Source organism: Mesorhizobium sp. M1312, from assembly GCF_040318115.1.
Taxonomy (GTDB): domain Bacteria; phylum Pseudomonadota; class Alphaproteobacteria; order Rhizobiales; family Rhizobiaceae; genus Mesorhizobium.
Map to the genome: position 1 here is coordinate 425442 of NZ_JAMYLQ010000002.1, position 19816 is coordinate 445257.

Consider the following 19816-nt stretch of genomic DNA (forward strand, 5'->3'; position numbering starts at 1 on the left):
GAGCCAAGGTCGCAGCCGGCTCTCCCTTCTCCCCTTGTGGGAGAAGGTGGCCTCGCGAAGCGAGGTCGGATGAGGGGTGTTCCAGCTTGGCACCATTAGCGCTCTGGCCAGCACCCCTCAACCGTCTTGGCGCTGCGCGCCAATCCACCTTCTCCCACAAGGGGAGAAGGAAGAAAGGCGGCGCCATGCTTTCCAGAAAACTCCTGCGCCGGGCAGCCGTCACAGGTGCCTCCCTCGCCGGCCTTGCGGCAATCGCCGCTGCCACCCTCTGGCAACTCGACCGCGCCTTTCCGCCGCCGTTGCCGGCCGCGCTGACGGTATCGACCGAAGTGCAGGACCGCGACGGCCAGCTGTTGCGGGCCTTCGCCACACCGGACGGCTATTGGCGGCTCTCGACCCGCCTCGACCAGGTCGACAGACAGTTTGTCGACATGCTGGTCACTTACGAGGACAAGCGTTTCTGGGACCATGAAGGCGTCGACGTGCTGGCGCTGGCCCGCGCCGCCGGCCAGTTCGCGACCAATGGCCGTATCGTCTCCGGCGGCTCGACGCTGTCGATGCAACTCGCCCGGCTCACCGAACCGCGCGACAGCCGCAGCCTCGGCTCGAAGATCAAGCAGCTGCTGCGCGCCCTACAGATCGAGCGGCGGCTCACCAAGCGCGAGATCCTCGAACGCTATTTGACGCTGGCCCCCTATGGCGGCAATCTCGAAGGTGTGCGCGCCGCCTCGCTGGCCTATTTCGGCAAGGAGCCGAAGCGGCTGACCGTCTCGGAGGCGGCCCTGCTGGCCGCCCTGCCGCAACTGCCGGAAAAGCGCCGGCCCGACCGCAATCTCGCAATCGCTCACGCCGCCCGCGACCGGGTGCTGACGCGGATGGTCTCATCAGGCCTGCTTGGCGAGCGCGAGGCCGCGCGTGCCGCGCTCGATGACGTTCCCGCCATCCGCCGCACGCTGCCGGCGCTCGCCGCTCATGCTGCCTATGCGATGCTGCCCAGGGCCGTTCCCGGCCAGAAGCTGCAACTGACGATCCGCAAAAGCGTCCAGGAAGGGCTGGAGCAGGTGGCCAGGGATGCCGCCACCAGGCTCGGCCCCCGCCTGTCGGTCGCCATGGTGCTGGCCGACGCCCGCACCGGTGACATCCTTGGCGAGGTCGGCTCCGCCAACTATTTCGACGCCAGCCGCTCTGGCTGGATCGACATGACCAGGATCGTCCGCTCGCCCGGTTCGACGTTGAAACCGTTCATCTACGGGCTCGCCTTCGAGCAGGGACTGGTCGCGCAGGAAACGCTGATCGACGACAGGCCGACAGACTTTTCCGGCTACCGCCCGAAGAATTTCGACATGGGCTACCAGGGCGACGTCAGCATCCGGCAAGCGCTGCAACTGTCGCTCAACGTGCCGGCGATCAGTGTGCTCGACGCGGTCGGGCCGGCGCGTCTGCTCGCGCGCTTCCGGCAGGCCGGCGTCACGCCGATCCTGCCGGTCAACAAGGCGCCGGGTCTCGCCATCGGCCTTGGCGGCGTCGGCGTGACGCTGCGCGACCTCGTCCAGCTCTATGCCGGGCTTGCCAATGGCGGCAAGGCACACACGCTGCATGACGGCACCGAGCCGGCGAATGCCGAACGCTCCACCGCCACCATCCTCGACGATCAGGCAAACTGGCAGATCACCGATATATTGTCGGGCGTCAAGCCGCCCGAGGGTGCCGCCCGGCGCGGCATCGCCTACAAGACCGGCACCTCCTACGGCTACCGCGATGCCTGGTCGGTCGGCTTCGACGGGCGCTACGTGCTGGGCGTCTGGGTCGGCCGTCCCGATGCCGGCGCAGTGCCCGGCTTGTCCGGCTATATTTCGGCCGCACCGATCCTGTTCGAGGGCTTTGTCCGCTCCGGCCTGGCTGCCGTGCCGCTGCCAAGCCAGCCAGCCGGCGTCGTCAGCCCCAGGCGCGACGAACTGCCGGTGACTTTGGCGCGCTTCGGTTCTGGCGCCGACGGGCTGGTCCAGGCAACGCCGACCGAGCCCGCGCCAACGATCATCTTTCCGCCCGACGGCGCCCGCGTCGATCTCGGCACCACTGCCGCCGAGGCCACGCCACTGGTGCTGAAGCTGCAGGGCGGCCGCGCCCCGTTCCACTGGCTGGCCAACGGCAAGCCGCTGGTCGGCATCGACCGGCGGCGCACCGCGACCTGGCAGCCGGACGGCGCCGGCTATTCAACATTGACCGTGATCGACGCGGCCGGGCGCGCGGCCAGTGTGAAAGTGTTCGTTGAATAGAATGCGCCAAGCGATTCAGCGCATTGCATTTTGCGCATTGCAGTCGGCGGCTGGCATTGCCACCGCTGCCGCCGCAGACCTCCCCGCCGGCTTCGTTCGGCTGGCCGACATCGATCGCACCATCCGGCAGGACATCCGCTACGCCGGTTTCAACAATTTCCTGCACCGTAGGGCGGCCGGCTACGACGCGCCGGTTTGCATCCTCACCAGACAAGCGGCGGAAGCACTCTCCGGTGTCCAGAGAGTGATTGCCGCGGAGAGCCTCACGCTGGTCGTCTTCGACTGCTACCGCCCAGCGCGCGCCGTCTCCGACATGGGCGAATGGACTAGAGAAGGCGGACCACCCGACCCGCAATGGTATCCGGCGGTCAGGCGCAAAGACCTCATCGCCAAAGGCTATATCGGCGACCTGTCGACGCATTCGCGCGGCTCGACCGTCGACGTCGCAATCGCCCGGGCAGACCGCAGCACCGCCCCGAAACCGGCCTGCGGTGTATCAGATGCCGACACGCTCGATTTCGGCACCGGCTTCGACTGTTTCGACCCGATGAGTGAAACGGCGCACCGTTCGCTCGCCGAGGAAGTAGCCGCAAACCGCAAGAAGCTTGTCGAGGCCATGCGCGCCGGCGGCTTCAGGAATTATCCGCGCGAATGGTGGCACTTCACGCTGGAAAACGAGCCGTTTCCAAAGCAGCGCTTCGATTTTGCCGTCACCGCCGACTGAATCGCTTGCCGCGGCGAACGCAAATCGCGCTCGCACTTCACCCAGCCATTGCCGAGGCGCGACCGGTCTCTAGATAGATCGCTTCATGAGCCCGGATTCCGCACTGCAGCGTTGCGAGGAAAGAATTTCCTCATGAGGTCAAAGGCCGGCGAAAAATTGCTTCACAAGGCCAAAAAAAGCAACATTGATTGCATCTAATTTCTACCAATTCAGTAGATTGAGGTGATCTCAACGGAGGCGGAAATGACCAATCCTCATTTCAGGAAACTGCTCGGCGCACTGGTCGCTGCATCGGTCCAGTTCGGCACACTCGGTTTCGCGTTTGCCGATACCACTATCCTCAACGTGTCCTACGATCCGACGCGTGAGCTGTACAAGCAATTCGACGAGGCCTTCGCCGCCCACTGGCAGGCCGAGACCGGCGAGACTGTAACCGTCCAGCAGTCGCATGGCGGTTCGGGCGCGCAGGCCCGCGCCGTGATCGACGGCCTCGACGCCGACGTGGTGACGCTGGCGCTCGAGGGCGACATCAACGCCATCGTCGAGAAATCGAAGAAGATCAATCCCGACTGGCGGACCAAGTTCGAGAACAATTCGGCGCCCTACACCTCGACCATCATCTTCCTCGTCCGCAAGGGCAACCCGAAGGGCATCCAGGACTGGGGCGATCTGGTCAAGGACGACGTCCAGGTAATCACGCCGAACCCCAAGACCTCGGGCGGCGCACGCTGGAACTATCTCGCCGCCTGGGCCTATGCCAACGCCAAGGATGGCGGTGACGAGGCCAAGACCAAGGAATTCGTCGGCAATCTGTACGCTCATGTTCCGGTGCTCGACACCGGCGCGCGCGGCGCAACCGTGACCTTCGCGCAAAAAGGGCTGGGCGACGTGCTGCTGGCCTGGGAAAACGAGGCCTATCTGGCGCTCGACGAATTCGGCGCCGACAATTTCGACATTGTCTATCCGCCGACCTCGATCCTGGCGGAGCCGCCGGTCGCCCTGGTCGACGCCAATGTCGATGCCAAGGGCACGCGCAAAGTCGCTGAAGCCTATCTGAGCTATCTCTACTCCAAGGAAGGCCAGACGCTGATCGCCAAGAACCACTATCGCCCGTCCAAGCCCGATTTGGTGCCGGCGGAGGACCTCGCCAAACTGCCGGAGATCAAGCTGATCACCATCGACGATCCACTTTTTGGCGGTTGGAAGAAAGCACAGCCTTACCATTTCGGCGACGGTGGTATATTCGACCAGATCTACAAGCCGGCCCAGTAGACCCAGTTAGCTAGACTCTAGATCAGGACGACATGACCACAGCACCCGCCAAGGCGGGGTGGCGGTTCAGACGGCCGAGCGTCATTCCGGGTTTCGGATTGACGCTCGGCTTCTCGCTTGCCTACCTCACGCTCATCATCCTCATTCCGCTGTCGGGGCTGATCTGGCGATCGGCCGCGCTCGGCTGGGCCGATTTCTGGGCGATTGCTACCGACCGCCGCACCATCAACGCGCTTGAAATCAGCTTCGGCACCGCCTTCATTGCCGCCATGGTGAATGTCGTCTTCGGCACGATCGTCGCCTGGGTGCTGGTGCGCTACAGCTTTCCTGGCCGCCGAATCGTCGATGCCATGGTCGACCTGCCATTCGCGCTGCCGACGGCGGTGGCCGGCATCGCGCTGACCACGCTTTACGCGCCGAATGGCTGGCTCGGCAGCCTGCTGGCGCCGCTCGGCATCAAGGTCGCCTACACGCCGCTCGGCATCGTCATCGCGCTGATCTTCATCGGCCTGCCCTTCGTCGTGCGCACTGTCCAGCCGATCATGGAGGAGATCGACAAGGAGGTGGAGGAAGTGGCCGCCACGCTCGGCGCCAATCGCTTCCAGACCATCTCCCGGGTTCTGCTTCCAGGCCTCGCGCCCGCCATTGTCACCGGTTTCGCGCTGGCTTTCGCACGCGGTGTCGGCGAGTACGGCTCCGTCATCTTCATCGCCGGCAACCTGCCCTACAAATCCGAGATCGCGCCGCTTCTGATCGTCATCCGGCTGGAGGAATACAATTATGCGGCGGCGACCGCGATCGCGGCAATCATGCTCGCTTTGTCGTTCGTGATGCTGCTGGTCATCAATCTGGTGCAGACGTGGAGCCGCAAGCGCTATGGCTGATCCGGAGATCAAGTCCTACGCACCGCACCACGAAAGCCAGTCGGCGGCAGTGACCGAAAGCCGCCCGGCGAAAGCCGTGCTGATGGTCGTGACCTTTGCCTTCCTCGGCATTTTCCTGCTCTTGCCGCTGATCGTCGTCTTCAACGAAGCCTTCGCAAAAGGTCTCGGCGCTTACACGGAGGCGCTGACCAACCCAGACACGCGCTCGGCGATCCATCTGACACTGCTGGTGGCGGCGATCTCGGTGCCACTCAACGTCGTCTTCGGCATCTCCGCCGCCTGGGCGATCGCCAAGTTCGAGTTCAAGGGCAAGGCTTTCCTGACCACGCTCATCGACCTGCCGTTTTCGGTCTCGCCGGTCATTTCCGGGCTGGTCTATGTGCTGCTGTTCGGCGCGCAAGGCCTGTTCGGCGCCTGGCTGAAGGCGCATGGCATTGCCATCCTGTTTGCCGTGCCGGGCATCGTGCTCGCCACCATCTTCGTCACCTTTCCCTTCGTTGCCCGCGAACTGATCCCCTTGATGCAGGAACAGGGCAATGGCGACGAGGAGGCGGCGCTGTCGCTCGGCGCCAATGGTTGGCAGGCGTTCTGGTACGTGACGCTGCCCAACGTCAAATGGGGGCTGCTCTACGGCGTCTTGTTGTGCAATGCCCGCGCCATGGGCGAGTTCGGCGCGGTCTCCGTCGTGTCGGGCCACATACGCGGGCTGACCAACACCATGCCGCTGCATGTCGAAATCCTCTATAACGAGTACAATGCGGCAGCCGCCTTCGCCGTCGCTTCACTGCTTGCGGGCCTGGCGCTCGTCACGCTGGTCTTGAAAACACTTCTCGAGATGCGCTACGGCGCCGAGCTTGCCGCGACGCGCGGACACTAATGCATGTCACCCAAAAGTGCGCAGCGGTCTTGGGATAACGACATGCATGAAACAAAGATTTGATGTCGCCCAAAAGTGTGTAGCGGTTTTGGGATAACGACATGCATCGACAAAAAAGGGACGGTTGATGGAAGTTCGCGTTGCCAACGTGCGCAAGGAGTTTGAGCGGTTTCCGGCGCTCCACGACGTTTCGCTCGACATCAAGTCCGGCGAGCTGATCGCGCTGCTCGGGCCTTCCGGCTCCGGCAAGACGACGCTGCTCAGGCTGATAGCCGGGCTGGAGCGGCCGACGAAAGGAAGGATCTTCTTCGGCGAGGAGGATGCGTCGCAAAAGTCGATCCAGGAGCGCAATGTCGGCTTCGTTTTCCAGCATTATGCGCTGTTTCGCCATATGACGGTCGCCGACAATATCGGCTTCGGCTTAAAAGTTCGGCGCGGGCCGACACGTCCGTCGGCGCAGGAAATCCGCCGCCGGGCTTCCGAGCTTCTCGACCTCGTCCAGCTGTCCGGCTTGGAAAAGCGCTATCCGGCGCAGCTTTCGGGCGGCCAGCGCCAGCGTGTGGCGCTTGCCCGGGCGATGGCGATCGAACCGGCCGTGCTTTTGCTCGACGAGCCGTTCGGCGCGCTGGATGCCCAGGTCCGCCGCGAACTGCGCCGTTGGCTGCGCGACATTCACGACGCCACCGGCCACACCACGGTCTTTGTCACCCATGACCAGGAAGAAGCGCTCGAGCTTGCCGATCGCGTCGTGGTGATGAGCCAGGGCAGGATCGAGCAGGTCGGTACCGCCGATGAAATCTACGACACGCCGAACTCGCCCTTCGTCTACGGCTTCATCGGTGAATCGAGCGCGCTTCCCGTCAGGGTCGAAGACGGCCAGGTCTGGATCGCCGACCGCCCGATCGGGCTGTCCGCGCCGCATGCACCGCAAGGCGAAGCGACGCTGTTCTTCCGTCCGCACGATGTCGAACTGGTGGACGAATGCAATGGCTGCATCGCCGGCACGGTCGCCGCCAGCCGCCGCGTTGCCGGCACCAGACGTGTGGAGCTCGAAATCGGCGGCGAGCGCCAGCGGGTCGAGATCGAGCTGCCCGTCAACCATCCGGCGGCGCAAAAAAGTCGCGTGGCGTTCCGGCCGGGACGCTGGAAGCTTTTTCCGGCGGCGCCGGCCGCGTAGGGCCACCCCTGAAGCAGGTCTCGTACCGCCAAAAGATTTGTTTGGAAAGAAATCCTACCAACCGGCTGTTTTCGGCAACGCTTTTTCTCACGGCAATGCCATAGATCCGGCTTGCATGCCTCGTCGCGTCGGGTGCCGCCCGATTATCCTTTAGGCATTCGACAGACGGTATTTTCAGGGAGCCTGTTTTCATGAAGCGATTTTTGCTTGGCGTCGCCACATTAGCCGGCCTGTTCCTCGCATCCTCCCAAGCCTGGTCGGCCGACAAACTGCTGAACGCGTCCTATGATGTCGGCCGCGAACTGTTTGCGCAGGTCAACAAGGCCTTCATCGCCAAGCACCCCGGCGTGACCATCGACCAGTCGCATGCCGGGACATCAGCGCAGGCGCGTGCCATCGCCGAGGGCCTCGGCGCCGATGTTGTCACCTTCAATCAAGTCATCGACATCGACTTCCTGGTCTCGAAGGGTCTTATCTCCGCCGACTGGCAGAAGGATTTCCCCGACAACGCCTCGCCTTTTTATTCGCTGCCGTCCTTCCTGGTGCGCGCCGGCAATCCGAAGAACATCAAGGATTGGAACGACCTCGTGCGCGATGACGTGCAGGTGATCTTCCCCAACCCGAAAACGTCGGGCAATGCGCGCTACACCTATCTCGCGGCCACCGCCTACGCCAAGGAAGCCTTCAAGGGCGACGACGCCAAGGTGAAGGAATTCGTCACCAAACTGTTCAATAACGTCCCGATCTTCGACTCCGGCGGTCGCGCGGCGACCACCACCTTCGTTCAGCGCGAGATCGGCGACGTGCTGATCACCTTCGAGTCGGAAACGCGCGGCGTCCGCAGGGAGTATGGCGATGACAAGTTCGAGCAGGTGACGCCCTCGGTCAGCCTGCTGGCGGAGTTTCCGGTGGCGATCGTCGACACGGTCGCCGACGAGCATGGCACGCGTGACCTCGCCAAGACCTATCTCGACTTCCTCTACACGCCGCAGGGCCAGGACATCGCCGCCCGCAATGGCCTGCGGGCTCGCGACACGGCTGTCGCCGCCAAATACAAGGCTGAGTTCCCCGATGTCCGCCTGCTGACGGTGGAAGATGTCTTCGGCGGCTGGGCCAAGATCCAGGCCGAGCACTTTGCAGCGGGAGGCCTGCTCGACCAGACTTATGGCAGTCGCTGAAGCGAGCGATCTTCAAAATTGATAAGAAAGCCGGCTTTTGCCGGCTTTCTTCGTTTTCGCACGCTGGAAGCGTGGCTTTCCGCACTTTCCGGGCGGACCATCCAAAACGTCACGAAGAATCAATGTGTTTGTGCCTACCGTGCCATCAGACGGCTTGTTTTCGCGAAACGGCATCGCGCGACCAAAACGTCATGATTTACACACAAACAACCGCCAGATGCGGGCGGTTGGGGTTTTCATGAACTGAATCGGGCATGCTCACTAAAAAAGGCAAATACGGCCTCAAGGCCCTCGTGCATCTGTCCGGCCTGCCGGTCGGTCAGCTCGCATTCGTCAACGACATTGCCGTCGCCAACAAAATCCCGAAGAAATTCCTGGATGCCATTCTGGGCGAGTTGCGCAACGCCGGCTTCGTCCAGAGCCGCAAGGGTAAGGAAGGCGGCTATCGCCTCGCCCGTCCCGCCTCCGAGATCAAGATCGGCCATGTCGTGCGTGTCCTCGACGGGCCGCTGGCGCCGATCCCTTGCGCCAGCCGCACCCAATATCAGCGCTGCGAGGATTGCGACGAAGCGACATGCCAGGTCCGGAACATGATGCTGGAGGTGCGCCAGGCGATCGCCGAGGTGCTGGACAATCGCAGCCTCGCCGCGATGCGCGACGCCGACAATGACGATTTTCCAGTCGAACTGACATCGCAGATCTAGGGTGTGATGATTTCCGAGAACGGAACGGAGCGTAACGATTGGATACGTACCGGAAGCGCAGGAAGCCGCCATTTGCAGGCCGGCATCAACCTGACTATCAAAACACCCCAATTAGGCGCGCCCTAAAGCAGGATCCGCGCCGGCCACCCGCTCATGAATTCGCCTCTAACAGGCTAACGACGTCGCCTACAATGTCGGCGATCGGGCGCGTCGCATCGAGCGTCAATGCGTTCTCGTCGGCTGCTGGCGCTTCAAGCGTGGCGAACTGGCTGTCGACCAGGCTTGCCGGCATGAAATGGCCCTGGCGGGAGCCGACACGCTGCTTTGCGGTCGCGGGATCGATTTCCAGATAGAGGAAAACGATGTCCTGGCAAAAGCCGCGCAGACGCTCGCGGTAGCTGCGCTTCAGCGCCGAACAGGCGGCGACGACGCCTTGTCCATCGCCGATCGATCCAGCAATGCGCCGGCCGATCGCGTCGAGCCAGCCTTCGCGCAACGCGTCGGTCAGCGGCTCGCCGCGTGCCATGCGGGCGACGTTTTCGGGCGGGTGCAGCCTGTCGCCCTCGACGAAGATGGCGCCCAACGCTGCAGCCAGCGCTTCGCCGACGGCCGACTTGCCACAACCGGCGACGCCCATCACCACAACGGCCGGTGCGGACCGAACCAGATCCCTCTGCATCTGTGCTGTCTTTTCGTCCACGATGCGGGTCAGCGGCTGGCCGGCGCGCGGCCGTAAAGCAGGAGCATGGCGACGATGACGACGCCGTAGATAATCTGCCGCCCCGCCTCCGGCATCTGCATGACCGAAAGAATGGATTGCAAAAGCGTGATCAGGATGACGCCAGCGACGGTGCCGAGATAGGAGCCGCGGCCGCCGAGGATCGAGGTGCCGCCAAGCACGACCGCTGCTATCGACGGCAGGAGATAGGCGTCGCCCATCGACTGCGCCGCCTTGGAGGCATAGCCGGCCAGAAGCACGCCGCCGAAGGCGGAGAGCCCGCCGGAGACGGCGAAGGCGATCAGCACCACGCGCCGCGTGTCGATGCCGGAGAGGTAAGCGGCGCGCTCGCGGTTGCCGATACCGTAGACCGTGCGGCCGAAGCCGGTGCGGGTCAGCACGAAAACCATCGCAGCACCGATCAGCGCCCAGATGACGACCGCGTTGGGCACGCCCGGAATGGCAAAGCCGGTCGCCAGATAGCGCATCGCCCGGGTTGCCGAATCCTGCGGCGAGAAGCCGCCCGTATAGACCACCATCAGCCCTTGCGCGACGGCATTGGTGGCAAGCGTGATGATCATCGAGGGAATGCGCAGATAAGCGACGCCGATGCCGTTGACGACGCCGATCGCGACACCGCAGAAAATGCCGAACGGGATCGCCAGCGCCACGCCGACCGGGCCGTAGGCGGCGGCCGCACAGGCCATCATTGCGCCCGCCGCCACCGACCACGGCACCGACAGGTCGATCTGGCCGAGCAGGATGACCAGCATCATGCCGGTGGCGATGACGCCGAGGAACGAGGCCACCTTGAGCTGCTGCAGTAGATATTCCGGCGACAGGAAGCTGCGCGAATAGAGGCTGCCGACAAACAACAGCAGCACGATGCAGGCGAAGGCGGTCAGCACCGCCGGGTCGGCGCGGCGGATGAATTTCGGCATGCGGCCGGCGATGCCGCCGATGGTCGTTTCGCTCACAGGAACCACTCCAGCCGGTTGCGGACCCTGAACAGGGCGAAGGCGCCGAGGCTGACCGCGATCAGCAGGATGACGCCCTGGAACAGCGGCTGCCAGAGCGGATCGAAATCGAAGACGAAGAGCAGGTCGCCGATGGTACGGAAGGCGAGCGCGCCGAAAATCGCGCCGATGGCGCTGCCCTTGCCGCCGAACAATGAGACGCCGCCAAGCACCACGGCGGCGATCGAGAACAGCGTATAGGCATTGCCACTGGCATAGGCCGCCTCGCCCGTATAGGTGAAGAAGGTCAGGAACAGCCCGCCGATCGCGGCCAGCAGGCCGGCCAGCGCATAGGCGGCAAACTTGCCGCGGCGGATCGGCACGCCGGACATGTAGGCCGCCATCTCAGACGATCCGGCCGCATAGGCCGCACGGCCGAGCACCGACCGGCTGAACGGCACCCAGACGACGAGCACGACGGCCAGCAGCACCACCAGGCTCGCCGGCACCACGCCGAACAGCCGCCCGGTCATCGCGTCGGCGAGATCCTCGTTGACCGAGCCGCCCGGGAAGGGTCTCAAAAGCAGCGCGATGCCGAAATAAACCGCGCCGGTGGCGATGGTGGTGACGATCGGCTGCAGCCGTCCGTAGATGACGATGGCGCCGTTGATCGCGCCGCACAGCAGCCCGGTGCCGAGCACCGCGACGACGCCCAACGCGGTCTCGATGCCGGTGCCGATGACCAGCCATGAGGCCAGGCAGTTGGTCAGCAGGAAGATCATGCCGACGGAAAGGTCGATGCCGGCGGTGATCACCACCAGCGTCTGCGCCATGGCGACGAAGGCAAGCAGCACGCCCTTGTTGGAAGCCGTCTGCACGACATTGGCGGTAAAGCCCGCCGGATGGTTCGAGGTGTAGATCGTAAACATCACGATGAAGATTCCGAACGCCAGCAGCGTTCCGCGTTGTTCGGCAAGCCAGTAGCGCCAGTCCTTCACGCGTCCGCTCCTTGGCTAACAGGCATCTCTTTGCCATGGATGTTGAGCGCGCTGGCGATCAGCGCCCGCTCGGTGATCTCGGCGCCGACCAGCTCGCGCTTGACCGCTCCGTCATAGAGCACCAGCACGCGGTCGCAGCAGCCGATCAGCTCGTCATAATCGGTGGAGTAAAACAGGATCGCCGCGCCTTGGTCGGCAAGCTTGCGCATCAGCTGATACAGTTCCTGCTTGGTGCCGACATCGATGCCCCGCGTCGGGTCGTTGAGCAGGATGATGCGCGGCTGCCGCATCAGCCATTTGGCGATCACCACCTTCTGCTGGTTGCCGCCGGACAGCGCACCGACCGGAATGTCGAGGCCGGCCGTCTTGATCGCCAGCAGAGCGACCATGTCGTCGATCAGCCGCTGCTCGGCGGCACGGTCGATGATGCCGGCCTTCGACAGCCGGTCGAGTGCGGCGAAGGAGAGGTTTTCGCGCACCGTCATCGGCAGCATCAGGCCTTCCGTCTTGCGATCTTCCGGGATCAGCGCCATGCCGATCCGGTCCCCGCGGGCCTTGGCCGGGCTGGCGATCGCCACCGGTTTGCCGTCGATCAATATCTGGCCGCTGAGGCCGCGCAGCACGCCGAAGAAGGCGAGCAGCAACTCGCGCTGGCCCTGGCCGTCGAGACCGCCAAGGCCGACGACTTCGCCTGCCCCGACCGTGAGCGAGATATTGTCCAGCCGATCGGTCCAGGACAGTTTGCGCGCCTCCAGCACCGGCGCGGCGGTGGCCGGGGCGCGCATCGGCTTCGGCGGGAAAATATGGCTGTATTCGCGGCCGATCATCAGCTCGACGACCTCATTGTCGCTCTTCGAGCCCGCAGCATAACTGGCGACATTGCGGCCGTTGCGAAACACCGTGCACTGGTCGGCAAGCTCGGCGATCTCGTTCATCCGATGCGAGATGTAGAGCAGCGCCAGCCCTTCCGAGCGCAGCCGCTTCAAGACGCCGAAGATCTTGGCGACGTCGGCCGCGGTCAGCGCCGAGGTCGCCTCGTCGAGGATCAGGATGCGCGGCCTGCGTGCCAGCGCCTTGGCGATCTCGACCATCTGCCTTCTTGAAAGCGGAAGATCCTTAACCAGCGCCAGCGGGTGGATGTCGGCAGCGCCGGCGCGAGCAAGGGCTTCTTCCGCGATGCGGCGCTGCGCCTTGCGGTCGATCATGCCGAAACGCGTGGGGGGATCGGAAATGACGATGTTGTCGGCGACGCTGAGTTCGGGGACGAGCGACAGTTCCTGGAAGATGCAGACGATGCCGGCCTGGTTGGCCGCGGCCGGCGACGCGAAGGTCACTTCGCTTCCGTCCAGCATCATGCGGCCTTCGTCAGGCGCGACGACGCCGGCCATGACCTTGATTAGCGTCGATTTGCCGGCGCCGTTTTCGCCGAGGATGGCGTGAATGCTGCCTGACGTAACCGAAAGCTCGGCCTTTTCCAGCGCCCGCACACCGCCATAGCGCTTGGATATGCCCTCCATGCGGAAGATCGGAACCGCACCGTCCATCGGCCCCTCCCAAGGCGCTTGTTCTTCGGGCTCGGCGCCGCGGGATATCCCGCGGCTCCGAGCGATCAGCCTACTGGTTTTCCTTGCTCTGGCCCATGATTTCCTGCGCGGTGAAGTTGATGCCGCAGGTCGGGAAAGAGTTGCCGACGAAGAAATTGTCGGACTGGTCGGGGAAATAGTCCTCGCCTTCCTTGAAGTTCGGATCCTCGACGATTGCCAGCGGCAGCTTCACCGCTTGCGGGACGACCTGCCCTTCGAGCGCAGCAATCGCCGTCTTGATGGCGACCGCCACCTGGGCGGGACCGGTTCCAGCCGACGAGCATTTCAGCCCTTCTGCGGCAAACTTGGCGCAGAATTTGCGGAAGCCATTTTCCGTTTCGCCGCCGAACGGCACGAACGGATGCTTGGCGTCGATCATCGCCTGGACGATGCCGGTGTCGCCGCCCTGCCCGGTGACGCCGTCGAAGGGACCATTGGTGGCGATCGCGTCGGCCGTAGCCTTTTGCGCCACGCCATCGTCCCATTTGCCGATGACTTCGGTGACCTCCCACTTCTTCCCGGAAGCATCGAAGACCTCGTGGATGCCATTGTGGCGGTCGGTGTCGACCGACGTGCCGGCAACGCCGCGCACCTCGAGGATCTTGCCACCATTGGGAATATGCTTGACCAGCCAGTTAGCCCACAACTCGCCAAGGCCTTTCTGGTCGACATTGACGTTGATGGCGTCCTTGGTGTCGAGAATGTTGTCGAAGGCGACCAGCACGACGCCGGCTTCCTTGGCGCGTTTGATGACCGGCCCGAACGCCGTTGGATTCTGCGCGTTGACGACGATCGCATCATAGCCGGAATCGATGAAGTTGTTGATCGCCGAAATCTGCGCCGGCACGTCTTCGCCGGTCGACACGACCTTGAATTCCTTCAGTTTCGCCGCGACATCCGGCTGCGCCGCATAGGCCTTCGCCGTCTGCACCATCTGGATGCGCCAGGTGTTGGCGATATAGCCATTGGCGAGCGCTACGCGGTACGGGCCTTCCTTCTTGGGGAACTTGAAGAACTGCGTGTCGGCGGCCCACGGCGCGAAGCAGTCCGGCTCGGCCGACGGGCCGTTGACGATTTCGGGTTCGGCGAGCGCCGAGGAACTCAGCATGACGAATGCGGTGGCGGCAACGATGCCACCAACAAGTGACTTGAACATCGATATTCCTCCCAGTTGCAATTTTTGATTGTCTTACGCGTCTCGCGCGTCCGGCCCGGCACCTCCCGCCTTGCCCGTCGCGCTTTACTAGGTGGCCGAATGCCGACCCGATCTCCTCCCTTGCCGCTCGGCAACCACAGTAAAAACTATCATATTATACATAATAAACAACCGTTAGCTGTCGATTATGTATAATAAACAAACTAGCTCCTTTGCCGTGAGTTTTTGCCAGAGGTGGATGGTAGCGCTACCATGACATTGTGTAAAGCGCCATTTCACTGCGTCTCAAGGCAGCTCAGCGGGCCGTGCTCTCGCGGCGCTTGAGTTCGAAGCCGAGATCGACGACCGGCTCTTGCGGCCGCTTGCCTGCAATCGCCGCGAGCGCCATGGCGACCGACCGCCGGCCGATCTCGTAGCGAGGGGTCCGGATGCTGGTGACCGATGGAAATGCCACTTCCATCATGTCGAGATCGTTGAAGCCTGTGATGCCGATCGTCTTCGGCACGGCGATCGAGGCGCGATGGCACTCGAACAGTACGCCGAGCGCAATGTCGTCATTGTTGCAGAAAACCCCGTCGAGCGTCGGCACCTTGGCCAGCGCGTCACGAAACAATTCGCGCCCGAGCGTCACGCTGGACGGCACTGGCGTGGTGGTGATCAGCCGTGCGTCGAACAGGCCGGCCGCCTCCATCGCCGCGCGATAGCCGGCCAGCCGACGCTGCGAGCGCGGGTCCATGCGCGCGCCGATGAAGCCGATGCGGCGATAGCCCATTTCGATCATGTGCTCCGTGGCCACCTTGCCGCCGTCGAAATGCGAGAAGCCGACCATCATGTCAACCGGATCGGGCCCGGTTTCCATGACTTGCACCACCGGGCAGCCAGCCGTCTCGAGCAGTCTTCGCGAAATTGGCGTCTGGTCGATACCTGCCACGATCAGCGCCGCCGGGCGCTGCGGGCCGAACACCTGCAGCAGCCGTTCCTCCTCGAGGCCGGAATAATGGGTATTGCCGAGCTGGATGCGGTAGGAGCTGTCGGACAGGCTGTCATAGATGCCGCGCAGCACTTCGGCAAAGACGCTGTTGGTGAGCGACGGCACCAGCACGCCAAAGACCTCGGCGCGCGCCGAAGCCAATGCTCGCGCATTCGGGTCGGGCAGATAGCCGAGCTCATCGACGGCCGCCTGGATCAGGCGGCGCAGATCCTCCGAAACACGCCCCGGCTCGCGCAAGGCGCGGGAAACGGTGATGGCGCCGACGCCGGCCTTACGCGCGACATCGGCGATCGTCGGACGGCCGCCGCCGCGGCGCGAGCGCGGTTTGGTCATAGCCTTGTCCCGAACGCGGCGCCTTCGCCGAAGCGCGGCCACGAAATGCTGTTCAGCGTCTTTGCCACTGTCGCCATGCCAACCCGACTTGCCGCACCCGTCTGGCGTCGCGCAGCCTTACCCCATTGTCAAGCAAACCAGCCGGGACAGCTACCCGAACTCGGGTAGCGCCACAGTTTGAATTTCGGCTGTGGGTGGGTTCGCGGGCGTCTTGCCGTCCATCGTGTTCAGGCTTCTACGCCGTGCGTCGTCCGCTGCGCCACCTCGTGGCATAGGGCAACGCGAACAAGTAGAGACCGCTGAGCATGAGCAAGCCGAGCGGGATCAGCGGCATGAGGTATACCCAGTAGGCGGGCTCGACACCCACGCCCAAGCTGATGAAGATGGCAGCGACGACCGCCGTAAGAATGATCGACAGCCAGCGGTGGAATTGCCGAATCCACGTGTTCCAGTTCATGAGCACCTCCTCTGAAGACGAGCTGAAGCGGATCGGGCGACCCGCTTGGCGGCGGCCTTCTTTGCAAGCTTCTTTGATTTGATGACGTCTTGTTGGCCATTGCCCGTTGGCGCCGGCACGCCTTACTCTATCCGCGCCAGGACCTGCTCCAGGTTCGCTAGGAACCGCTGCCATCCGTGTTGGGCACCCTGGTAGTACTGCTGCTGATCCGGCCGGAAGCCCAACTGCTCCATGCGCAGATGGGTCCCCGTGCTCGTAGGGGTGAGCGTCCACGTGACGACACTTTTGAGATCCTTGGTATCCCACGTGTAAGACAGCATCTTATTGGGCTCGACGGCCTGGACCTGACAATCGACCGCCCCCCAGTCCGCGCTAAGATTGAAACGGTGGCCCTCGTCTGGCTTGAAATCGTTCTTCATCAGCCACTCCTCGATCAGGTGTGATTGCGTGAGCGCGCGCCAGATCTTTTCCGGCGGAAAAGCGACCTCCCGTTCGACAACGACGGCGCGCGTTTCGGTCGCAGTATTGGTCATTGGTCCATCCTTTTGAGCAAATCTTCGAGGTTGTCGAACCGGCTTTGCCAGAACCCAGCCATTTGGTTTGTCCAGTCGATCAGCGGCGCCAAGGCGCCGAGCTCCGCGCTATAGTGCGTGTTGCGGCCTTCATGGCGGTCGCGCACCAACCCGGCCTGCTTCAGGACCCCAAGATGCTTTGACACGGCCGGTTGTGAGACCCCGGCCCGAGCGGTCAGGGCCGCGACGGTCTGGTCTCCGTCGCGACACAGCCGCTCGAAGATGGCCCGTCGCGTCGGATCGGCAAGCGTTCTGAAAAGGACCTCGTGGGGCTGTGGCATGGCAATCGATAACTCGCTGGCTATTGATAAACCAATAACCACCGAGATATGTGTAAGTCAAGTAGGAATGTGGACCTGGCGATTGCGGACGTCGGAAGGGGGCCCAGGTGCTCCGTTTCAGGCAATCGCCGCGGCGCTGCGCCGTGCCTTCCACAGCAGCAGCACCATGGCCGCTATGTTCAGCAGGTTCCAGGCAATGCCGTTGAGGAATGCGGCGGCGTAGGACCCGGTCAGATCATAGATCCAGCCCGACATCCAGCCGCCGATCGCCATGCCGAAGATGGTTGCCATCATGACGATGCCGACGCGCTGGCCGGCCTCCTTGGCGGGCATGTATTCGCGCACGATGATCGCATAGCAAGGCACGATGCCGCCCTGCGATAGGCCGAAGACCAGCGAGACGACGTAAAGCGAGGCGAGCCCATCGAAGGGGATGTAGAACAACAGCGACAGGGCTTGCAGCACCGAGCCGATCAGCAGGGTTTTCACGCCGCCGATGCGATCGGCAAGGAAGCCGGAGGCCAGCCGGCTGACGACACCCGCCGCCAGCATGATCGACAGCATGTCGGCGCCCCGCGCCACGCCGTAGCCGAGGTCCATGCAATAGGCGACGATATGGACCTGCGGCATCGACATCGCCACGCAGCAGCCAAGGCCGGCGACGACGAGCAGCATCTGCAGGGCTGCCGGTGACAATGAGATCGGCTGGACGGGACGGCTGCCGGGCGAACCGGGAGCGGCGGCAGGTGGTGCGCCACGCCTGAGCAGCAGGATCAGCGGCACCATCGTCGCGAGGCAGACTACGCCGATCGCGGCATAGGTGAAGCGCCAGCCTTCGGCCTGCATGACAAAGGGCATCGCCAATGGCCAGATCGCCCCGGCGAGATAGTTGCCGGCGGCGGCGGCCGTCACCGCGACGCCGCGGCGGCGGTTGAACCAGTGCGAGATGTCGGCGATCAGCGGCCCGAAGATTGCCGACGTGCCGACGCCGATCAAAAACCCCTGGACAAGAGTAAACTGCAGGATCGAAGTGGTCAGCGACGCCAGCAGGAAACCGGCGCCGAGCGCCACCGAGGCAATGAGTGCCGGGATCCAGTAGCCCATGCGGTCGATGGCGCGGCCGACCAGCACATTGCCGGCGGCGAAACCGACCATGGTCGCCGTATAGGGCATCGACGCGGCCGCCCGATCGACGCCGAATTCCGCCTGCACGGCGGGCAGCACCACGACCACTGCCCACATGCCGACGCCGCCGATCGTCGCCAGCAGCACAGAAACGCCGAGCCGTATCCAGGCATAGACGCTGTCGATGCCGGGGCTGCTTGCCTGGCTGGAGACGGTTGTGGTCAAGGCGTTTCCTGTCCGCGGTTCTGACAAAATCGACCGGTTCGACGCTACTATCGGCGCATTCACGGCGCCGTGCAGCGCCACATCATGCAAATCCGTGGCTCCAGGGATTTAAGATGAAGTGGAACAGTGGCCGCCGTCCCGGAGTTTTCCATCAACTCACCAATGGAAGGAGTTTGTCATGACCGCGAAAAGAAATGGTCGGCCGAGGTGACCGAGCACAGCGATGCGCTGGACCTCGAGGAACACGTCTTCGAATCCCACGATCCCAAGAAAATCGCGGCCTCGCTGAAGCGATCGGCCGAGCACAGCGACCGGCGCAAGGCCGAGCCGTTCCAGTCCGCCATGTCGATGCTGAATTTCTACATCAACCGTGCCGGCAAAAACCTGCCGGCCAAGCAGAAGAAAGTGCTGGAGGACGCCAAGGACGAACTGCGAGCCGCATTTGGGCGCCCGAGAGAAGATTAGAGGATCGGCCTACCTCGACTTGATGACGCTATCTGTATTGGCCAACAGCTTGCGGACCGCGTTGCGCGCCGCATCCGGTCGCTGCAGGCGAATGTTCTTTTCGATCGCCTCGTGCAGCTTCTGCGCGTGCTGCAAATCGTCCAGTTCCCGCGTCGTATAGGCGAACAGATGATCAAACGCCGATTCGATCAGCACGCCGAGCGGTACCAGGAGGTCGTTGCCCGAGGCGCGCAGGATGGCCAGATGAAAACGCGTATCGGCGCGGGTGCGCTCTTGCAGCGTAGCCGCCTCCCCCATCTCTCGGCAGGCTTGGCTGATCTCGGCCATCTGCTCGTCCGTGCGCCGCATCGCGGCAAAGGCGCTGGCTTCCGGCTCGATGATATGACGGAACTCCTGCACGGTTCTGAGGAACACTTCGCGGTCGGGCGACGTCGCGTACCAGGCCAGCACGTCGCGATCGAGCAGGTTCCAGCGCTCCTTCGGCTCGACCCAGCTGCCGATCTTGGGGCGTGAGGCCAGCAGGCTCTTGGCCATCAGCATCTTGATCGCCTCGCGCACCGCCGAGCGGCTGACGTCGAAGGTCTCGGACCATTTGGCTTCGTTGGGCAGGATGGTTCCCGGCGGATAGTCGCCGCGCACGATCCTGAGACCGATCTCGTTGGCCAGCGACGCATGCACGCTCGACCCAGGCATACGCGCCGCGTCGGCGCGGCGCACGACTGCCGGGCGCTCGGCGGATGCCGCCTTGGCCGGTGTTTTTCTCTTATTCGGCTTCCCGTCCCGCATGCGTTCACAAAGTCCGGATTCCGAAAGCTGTCAAGCACGCGAAAAGCCTCGGGCTGCAAAGCCTGCTTCTGTGCACAT

The 19816-nt window shown here is 63.6% G+C and carries 20 protein-coding genes; 9 read left to right on the forward strand and 11 right to left on the reverse strand.

The genetic code is table 11. From position 1 onward, the window contains the following. Positions 1-185: 185 nt before the first annotated feature. The 8 genes from pbpC to NKH36_RS04755 all read left to right on the forward strand — a co-directional run bounded on the left by pbpC (position 186) and on the right by NKH36_RS04755 (position 9092). Positions 186-2276, forward strand: a complete 2091-nt coding sequence (gene pbpC, locus NKH36_RS04720; protein WP_352960474.1) for a penicillin-binding protein 1C — start codon at positions 186-188, stop codon at positions 2274-2276. Position 2277: 1 nt separating this feature from the next. Further along, positions 2278-3000, forward strand: a complete 723-nt coding sequence (locus tag NKH36_RS04725) for a M15 family metallopeptidase (RefSeq protein WP_352960476.1) — start codon at positions 2278-2280, stop codon at positions 2998-3000. A 243-nt stretch (positions 3001-3243) separates the two neighbouring features. Then, positions 3244-4272 (forward strand): sulfate ABC transporter substrate-binding protein, encoded by a 1029-nt coding sequence (locus NKH36_RS04730; protein WP_352960478.1) that lies wholly within the window; start codon positions 3244-3246, stop codon positions 4270-4272. Between the two features lie 32 nt (positions 4273-4304). After that, positions 4305-5156: a sulfate ABC transporter permease subunit CysT gene (cysT, locus tag NKH36_RS04735; protein ID WP_352960480.1), complete on the forward strand. Its 852-nt coding sequence runs from the start codon at positions 4305-4307 to the stop codon at positions 5154-5156. Next, a complete protein-coding gene (cysW, locus tag NKH36_RS04740) occupies positions 5149-6033 on the forward strand; it encodes a sulfate ABC transporter permease subunit CysW (RefSeq protein ID WP_352960482.1) in 885 nt (294 codons plus the stop codon). Before cysT ends, cysW begins: the two co-directional genes overlap by 8 nt. Before the next feature lie 127 nt (positions 6034-6160). Next, positions 6161-7210, forward strand: a complete 1050-nt coding sequence (locus NKH36_RS04745) for a sulfate/molybdate ABC transporter ATP-binding protein (RefSeq protein WP_352960484.1) — start codon at positions 6161-6163, stop codon at positions 7208-7210. Between the two features lie 191 nt (positions 7211-7401). Continuing rightward, the gene (locus NKH36_RS04750) at positions 7402-8388 is read left to right on the forward strand and encodes a sulfate ABC transporter substrate-binding protein (protein ID WP_352960486.1); all 987 of its coding nucleotides are present in this window, start codon (positions 7402-7404) and stop codon (positions 8386-8388) included. A 254-nt stretch (positions 8389-8642) separates the two neighbouring features. Next, on the forward strand, positions 8643-9092 hold the full coding sequence (locus tag NKH36_RS04755; protein WP_352960488.1) for an RrF2 family transcriptional regulator: 450 nt from the start codon (positions 8643-8645) through the stop codon (positions 9090-9092). A 151-nt stretch (positions 9093-9243) separates the two neighbouring features. Here NKH36_RS04755 and NKH36_RS04760 read toward each other — a convergent pair whose 3' ends face one another. The 10 genes from NKH36_RS04760 to NKH36_RS04805 form a co-directional block, all read right to left on the reverse strand. Then, positions 9244-9771, reverse strand: a complete 528-nt coding sequence (locus tag NKH36_RS04760; RefSeq protein WP_352960490.1) for a gluconokinase — start codon at positions 9769-9771, stop codon at positions 9244-9246. 29 nt (positions 9772-9800) lie between these two features. Beyond that, complete coding sequence (locus NKH36_RS04765) at positions 9801-10787, reverse strand: ABC transporter permease (RefSeq protein WP_127314952.1); 987 nt, start codon at positions 10785-10787, stop codon at positions 9801-9803. Next, positions 10784-11764, reverse strand: a complete 981-nt coding sequence (locus tag NKH36_RS04770; RefSeq protein WP_352960493.1) for an ABC transporter permease — start codon at positions 11762-11764, stop codon at positions 10784-10786. Before NKH36_RS04770 ends, NKH36_RS04765 begins: the two co-directional genes overlap by 4 nt. Further along, positions 11761-13308 carry a sugar ABC transporter ATP-binding protein gene (locus NKH36_RS04775; protein WP_352960495.1) on the reverse strand — a complete coding sequence of 516 codons (1548 nt, stop codon included), beginning with the start codon at positions 13306-13308 and terminating at the stop codon, positions 11761-11763. Before NKH36_RS04775 ends, NKH36_RS04770 begins: the two co-directional genes overlap by 4 nt. A gap of 70 nt (positions 13309-13378) precedes the next feature. Further along, positions 13379-14503 carry a sugar ABC transporter substrate-binding protein gene (locus NKH36_RS04780; RefSeq protein WP_352960497.1) on the reverse strand — a complete coding sequence of 375 codons (1125 nt, stop codon included), beginning with the start codon at positions 14501-14503 and terminating at the stop codon, positions 13379-13381. Positions 14504-14798: 295 nt separating this feature from the next. Further along, positions 14799-15827 (reverse strand): HTH-type transcriptional regulator GntR, encoded by a 1029-nt coding sequence (gene gntR / locus NKH36_RS04785; RefSeq protein ID WP_352960499.1) that lies wholly within the window; start codon positions 15825-15827, stop codon positions 14799-14801. Positions 15828-16062: 235 nt separating this feature from the next. Beyond that, positions 16063-16284 carry a hypothetical protein gene (locus NKH36_RS04790; RefSeq protein ID WP_352960501.1) on the reverse strand — a complete coding sequence of 74 codons (222 nt, stop codon included), beginning with the start codon at positions 16282-16284 and terminating at the stop codon, positions 16063-16065. A 122-nt stretch (positions 16285-16406) separates the two neighbouring features. Next, on the reverse strand, positions 16407-16817 hold the full coding sequence (locus NKH36_RS04795) for an SRPBCC family protein (RefSeq protein WP_352960503.1): 411 nt from the start codon (positions 16815-16817) through the stop codon (positions 16407-16409). Beyond that, entirely contained in the window at positions 16814-17137 is a 324-nt protein-coding gene (locus NKH36_RS04800) for an ArsR/SmtB family transcription factor (RefSeq protein ID WP_352960655.1), read from the reverse strand. Before NKH36_RS04800 ends, NKH36_RS04795 begins: the two co-directional genes overlap by 4 nt. A 117-nt stretch (positions 17138-17254) precedes the next feature. Then, complete coding sequence (locus NKH36_RS04805) at positions 17255-18487, reverse strand: MFS transporter (protein ID WP_352960505.1); 1233 nt, start codon at positions 18485-18487, stop codon at positions 17255-17257. Positions 18488-18649: 162 nt separating this feature from the next. Between NKH36_RS04805 and NKH36_RS04810 the strand changes: the two genes are divergently transcribed. Then, positions 18650-18952 (forward strand): DUF3175 domain-containing protein, encoded by a 303-nt coding sequence (locus NKH36_RS04810; RefSeq protein WP_352960657.1) that lies wholly within the window; start codon positions 18650-18652, stop codon positions 18950-18952. A 9-nt stretch (positions 18953-18961) separates the two neighbouring features. Here the strand turns inward: NKH36_RS04810 and NKH36_RS04815 are convergent, their stop codons facing one another. After that, the gene (locus NKH36_RS04815) at positions 18962-19738 is read right to left on the reverse strand and encodes a FadR/GntR family transcriptional regulator (protein ID WP_352960507.1); all 777 of its coding nucleotides are present in this window, start codon (positions 19736-19738) and stop codon (positions 18962-18964) included. Positions 19739-19816 lie beyond the last annotated feature (78 nt).

What these genes read in the sequence shown, in the direction of transcription:
- NKH36_RS04810 (WP_352960657.1), top strand. Translation starts at nt 18,650, where the DNA reads ATGGAAGGAGTTTGTCATGACCGCGAAAAGAAATGGTCGGCCGAGGTG.
- NKH36_RS04745 (WP_352960484.1), top strand. Translation starts at nt 6,161, where the DNA reads ATGGAAGTTCGCGTTGCCAACGTGCGCAAGGAGTTTGAGCGGTTTCCG.
- NKH36_RS04730 (WP_352960478.1), top strand. Translation starts at nt 3,244, where the DNA reads ATGACCAATCCTCATTTCAGGAAACTGCTCGGCGCACTGGTCGCTGCA.
- cysW (WP_352960482.1), top strand. Translation starts at nt 5,149, where the DNA reads ATGGCTGATCCGGAGATCAAGTCCTACGCACCGCACCACGAAAGCCAG.
- gntR (WP_352960499.1), bottom strand. Translation starts at nt 15,827, where the DNA reads ATGACCAAACCGCGCTCGCGCCGCGGCGGCGGCCGTCCGACGATCGCC.
- NKH36_RS04790 (WP_352960501.1), bottom strand. Translation starts at nt 16,284, where the DNA reads ATGAACTGGAACACGTGGATTCGGCAATTCCACCGCTGGCTGTCGATC.
- NKH36_RS04815 (WP_352960507.1), bottom strand. Translation starts at nt 19,738, where the DNA reads ATGCGGGACGGGAAGCCGAATAAGAGAAAAACACCGGCCAAGGCGGCA.
- NKH36_RS04795 (WP_352960503.1), bottom strand. Translation starts at nt 16,817, where the DNA reads ATGACCAATACTGCGACCGAAACGCGCGCCGTCGTTGTCGAACGGGAG.
- NKH36_RS04725 (WP_352960476.1), top strand. Translation starts at nt 2,278, where the DNA reads ATGCGCCAAGCGATTCAGCGCATTGCATTTTGCGCATTGCAGTCGGCG.
- NKH36_RS04755 (WP_352960488.1), top strand. Translation starts at nt 8,643, where the DNA reads ATGCTCACTAAAAAAGGCAAATACGGCCTCAAGGCCCTCGTGCATCTG.
- pbpC (WP_352960474.1), top strand. Translation starts at nt 186, where the DNA reads ATGCTTTCCAGAAAACTCCTGCGCCGGGCAGCCGTCACAGGTGCCTCC.
- NKH36_RS04760 (WP_352960490.1), bottom strand. Translation starts at nt 9,771, where the DNA reads ATGCAGAGGGATCTGGTTCGGTCCGCACCGGCCGTTGTGGTGATGGGC.
- NKH36_RS04775 (WP_352960495.1), bottom strand. Translation starts at nt 13,308, where the DNA reads ATGGACGGTGCGGTTCCGATCTTCCGCATGGAGGGCATATCCAAGCGC.
- NKH36_RS04800 (WP_352960655.1), bottom strand. Translation starts at nt 17,137, where the DNA reads ATGCCACAGCCCCACGAGGTCCTTTTCAGAACGCTTGCCGATCCGACG.
- cysT (WP_352960480.1), top strand. Translation starts at nt 4,305, where the DNA reads ATGACCACAGCACCCGCCAAGGCGGGGTGGCGGTTCAGACGGCCGAGC.
- NKH36_RS04750 (WP_352960486.1), top strand. Translation starts at nt 7,402, where the DNA reads ATGAAGCGATTTTTGCTTGGCGTCGCCACATTAGCCGGCCTGTTCCTC.
- NKH36_RS04780 (WP_352960497.1), bottom strand. Translation starts at nt 14,503, where the DNA reads ATGTTCAAGTCACTTGTTGGTGGCATCGTTGCCGCCACCGCATTCGTC.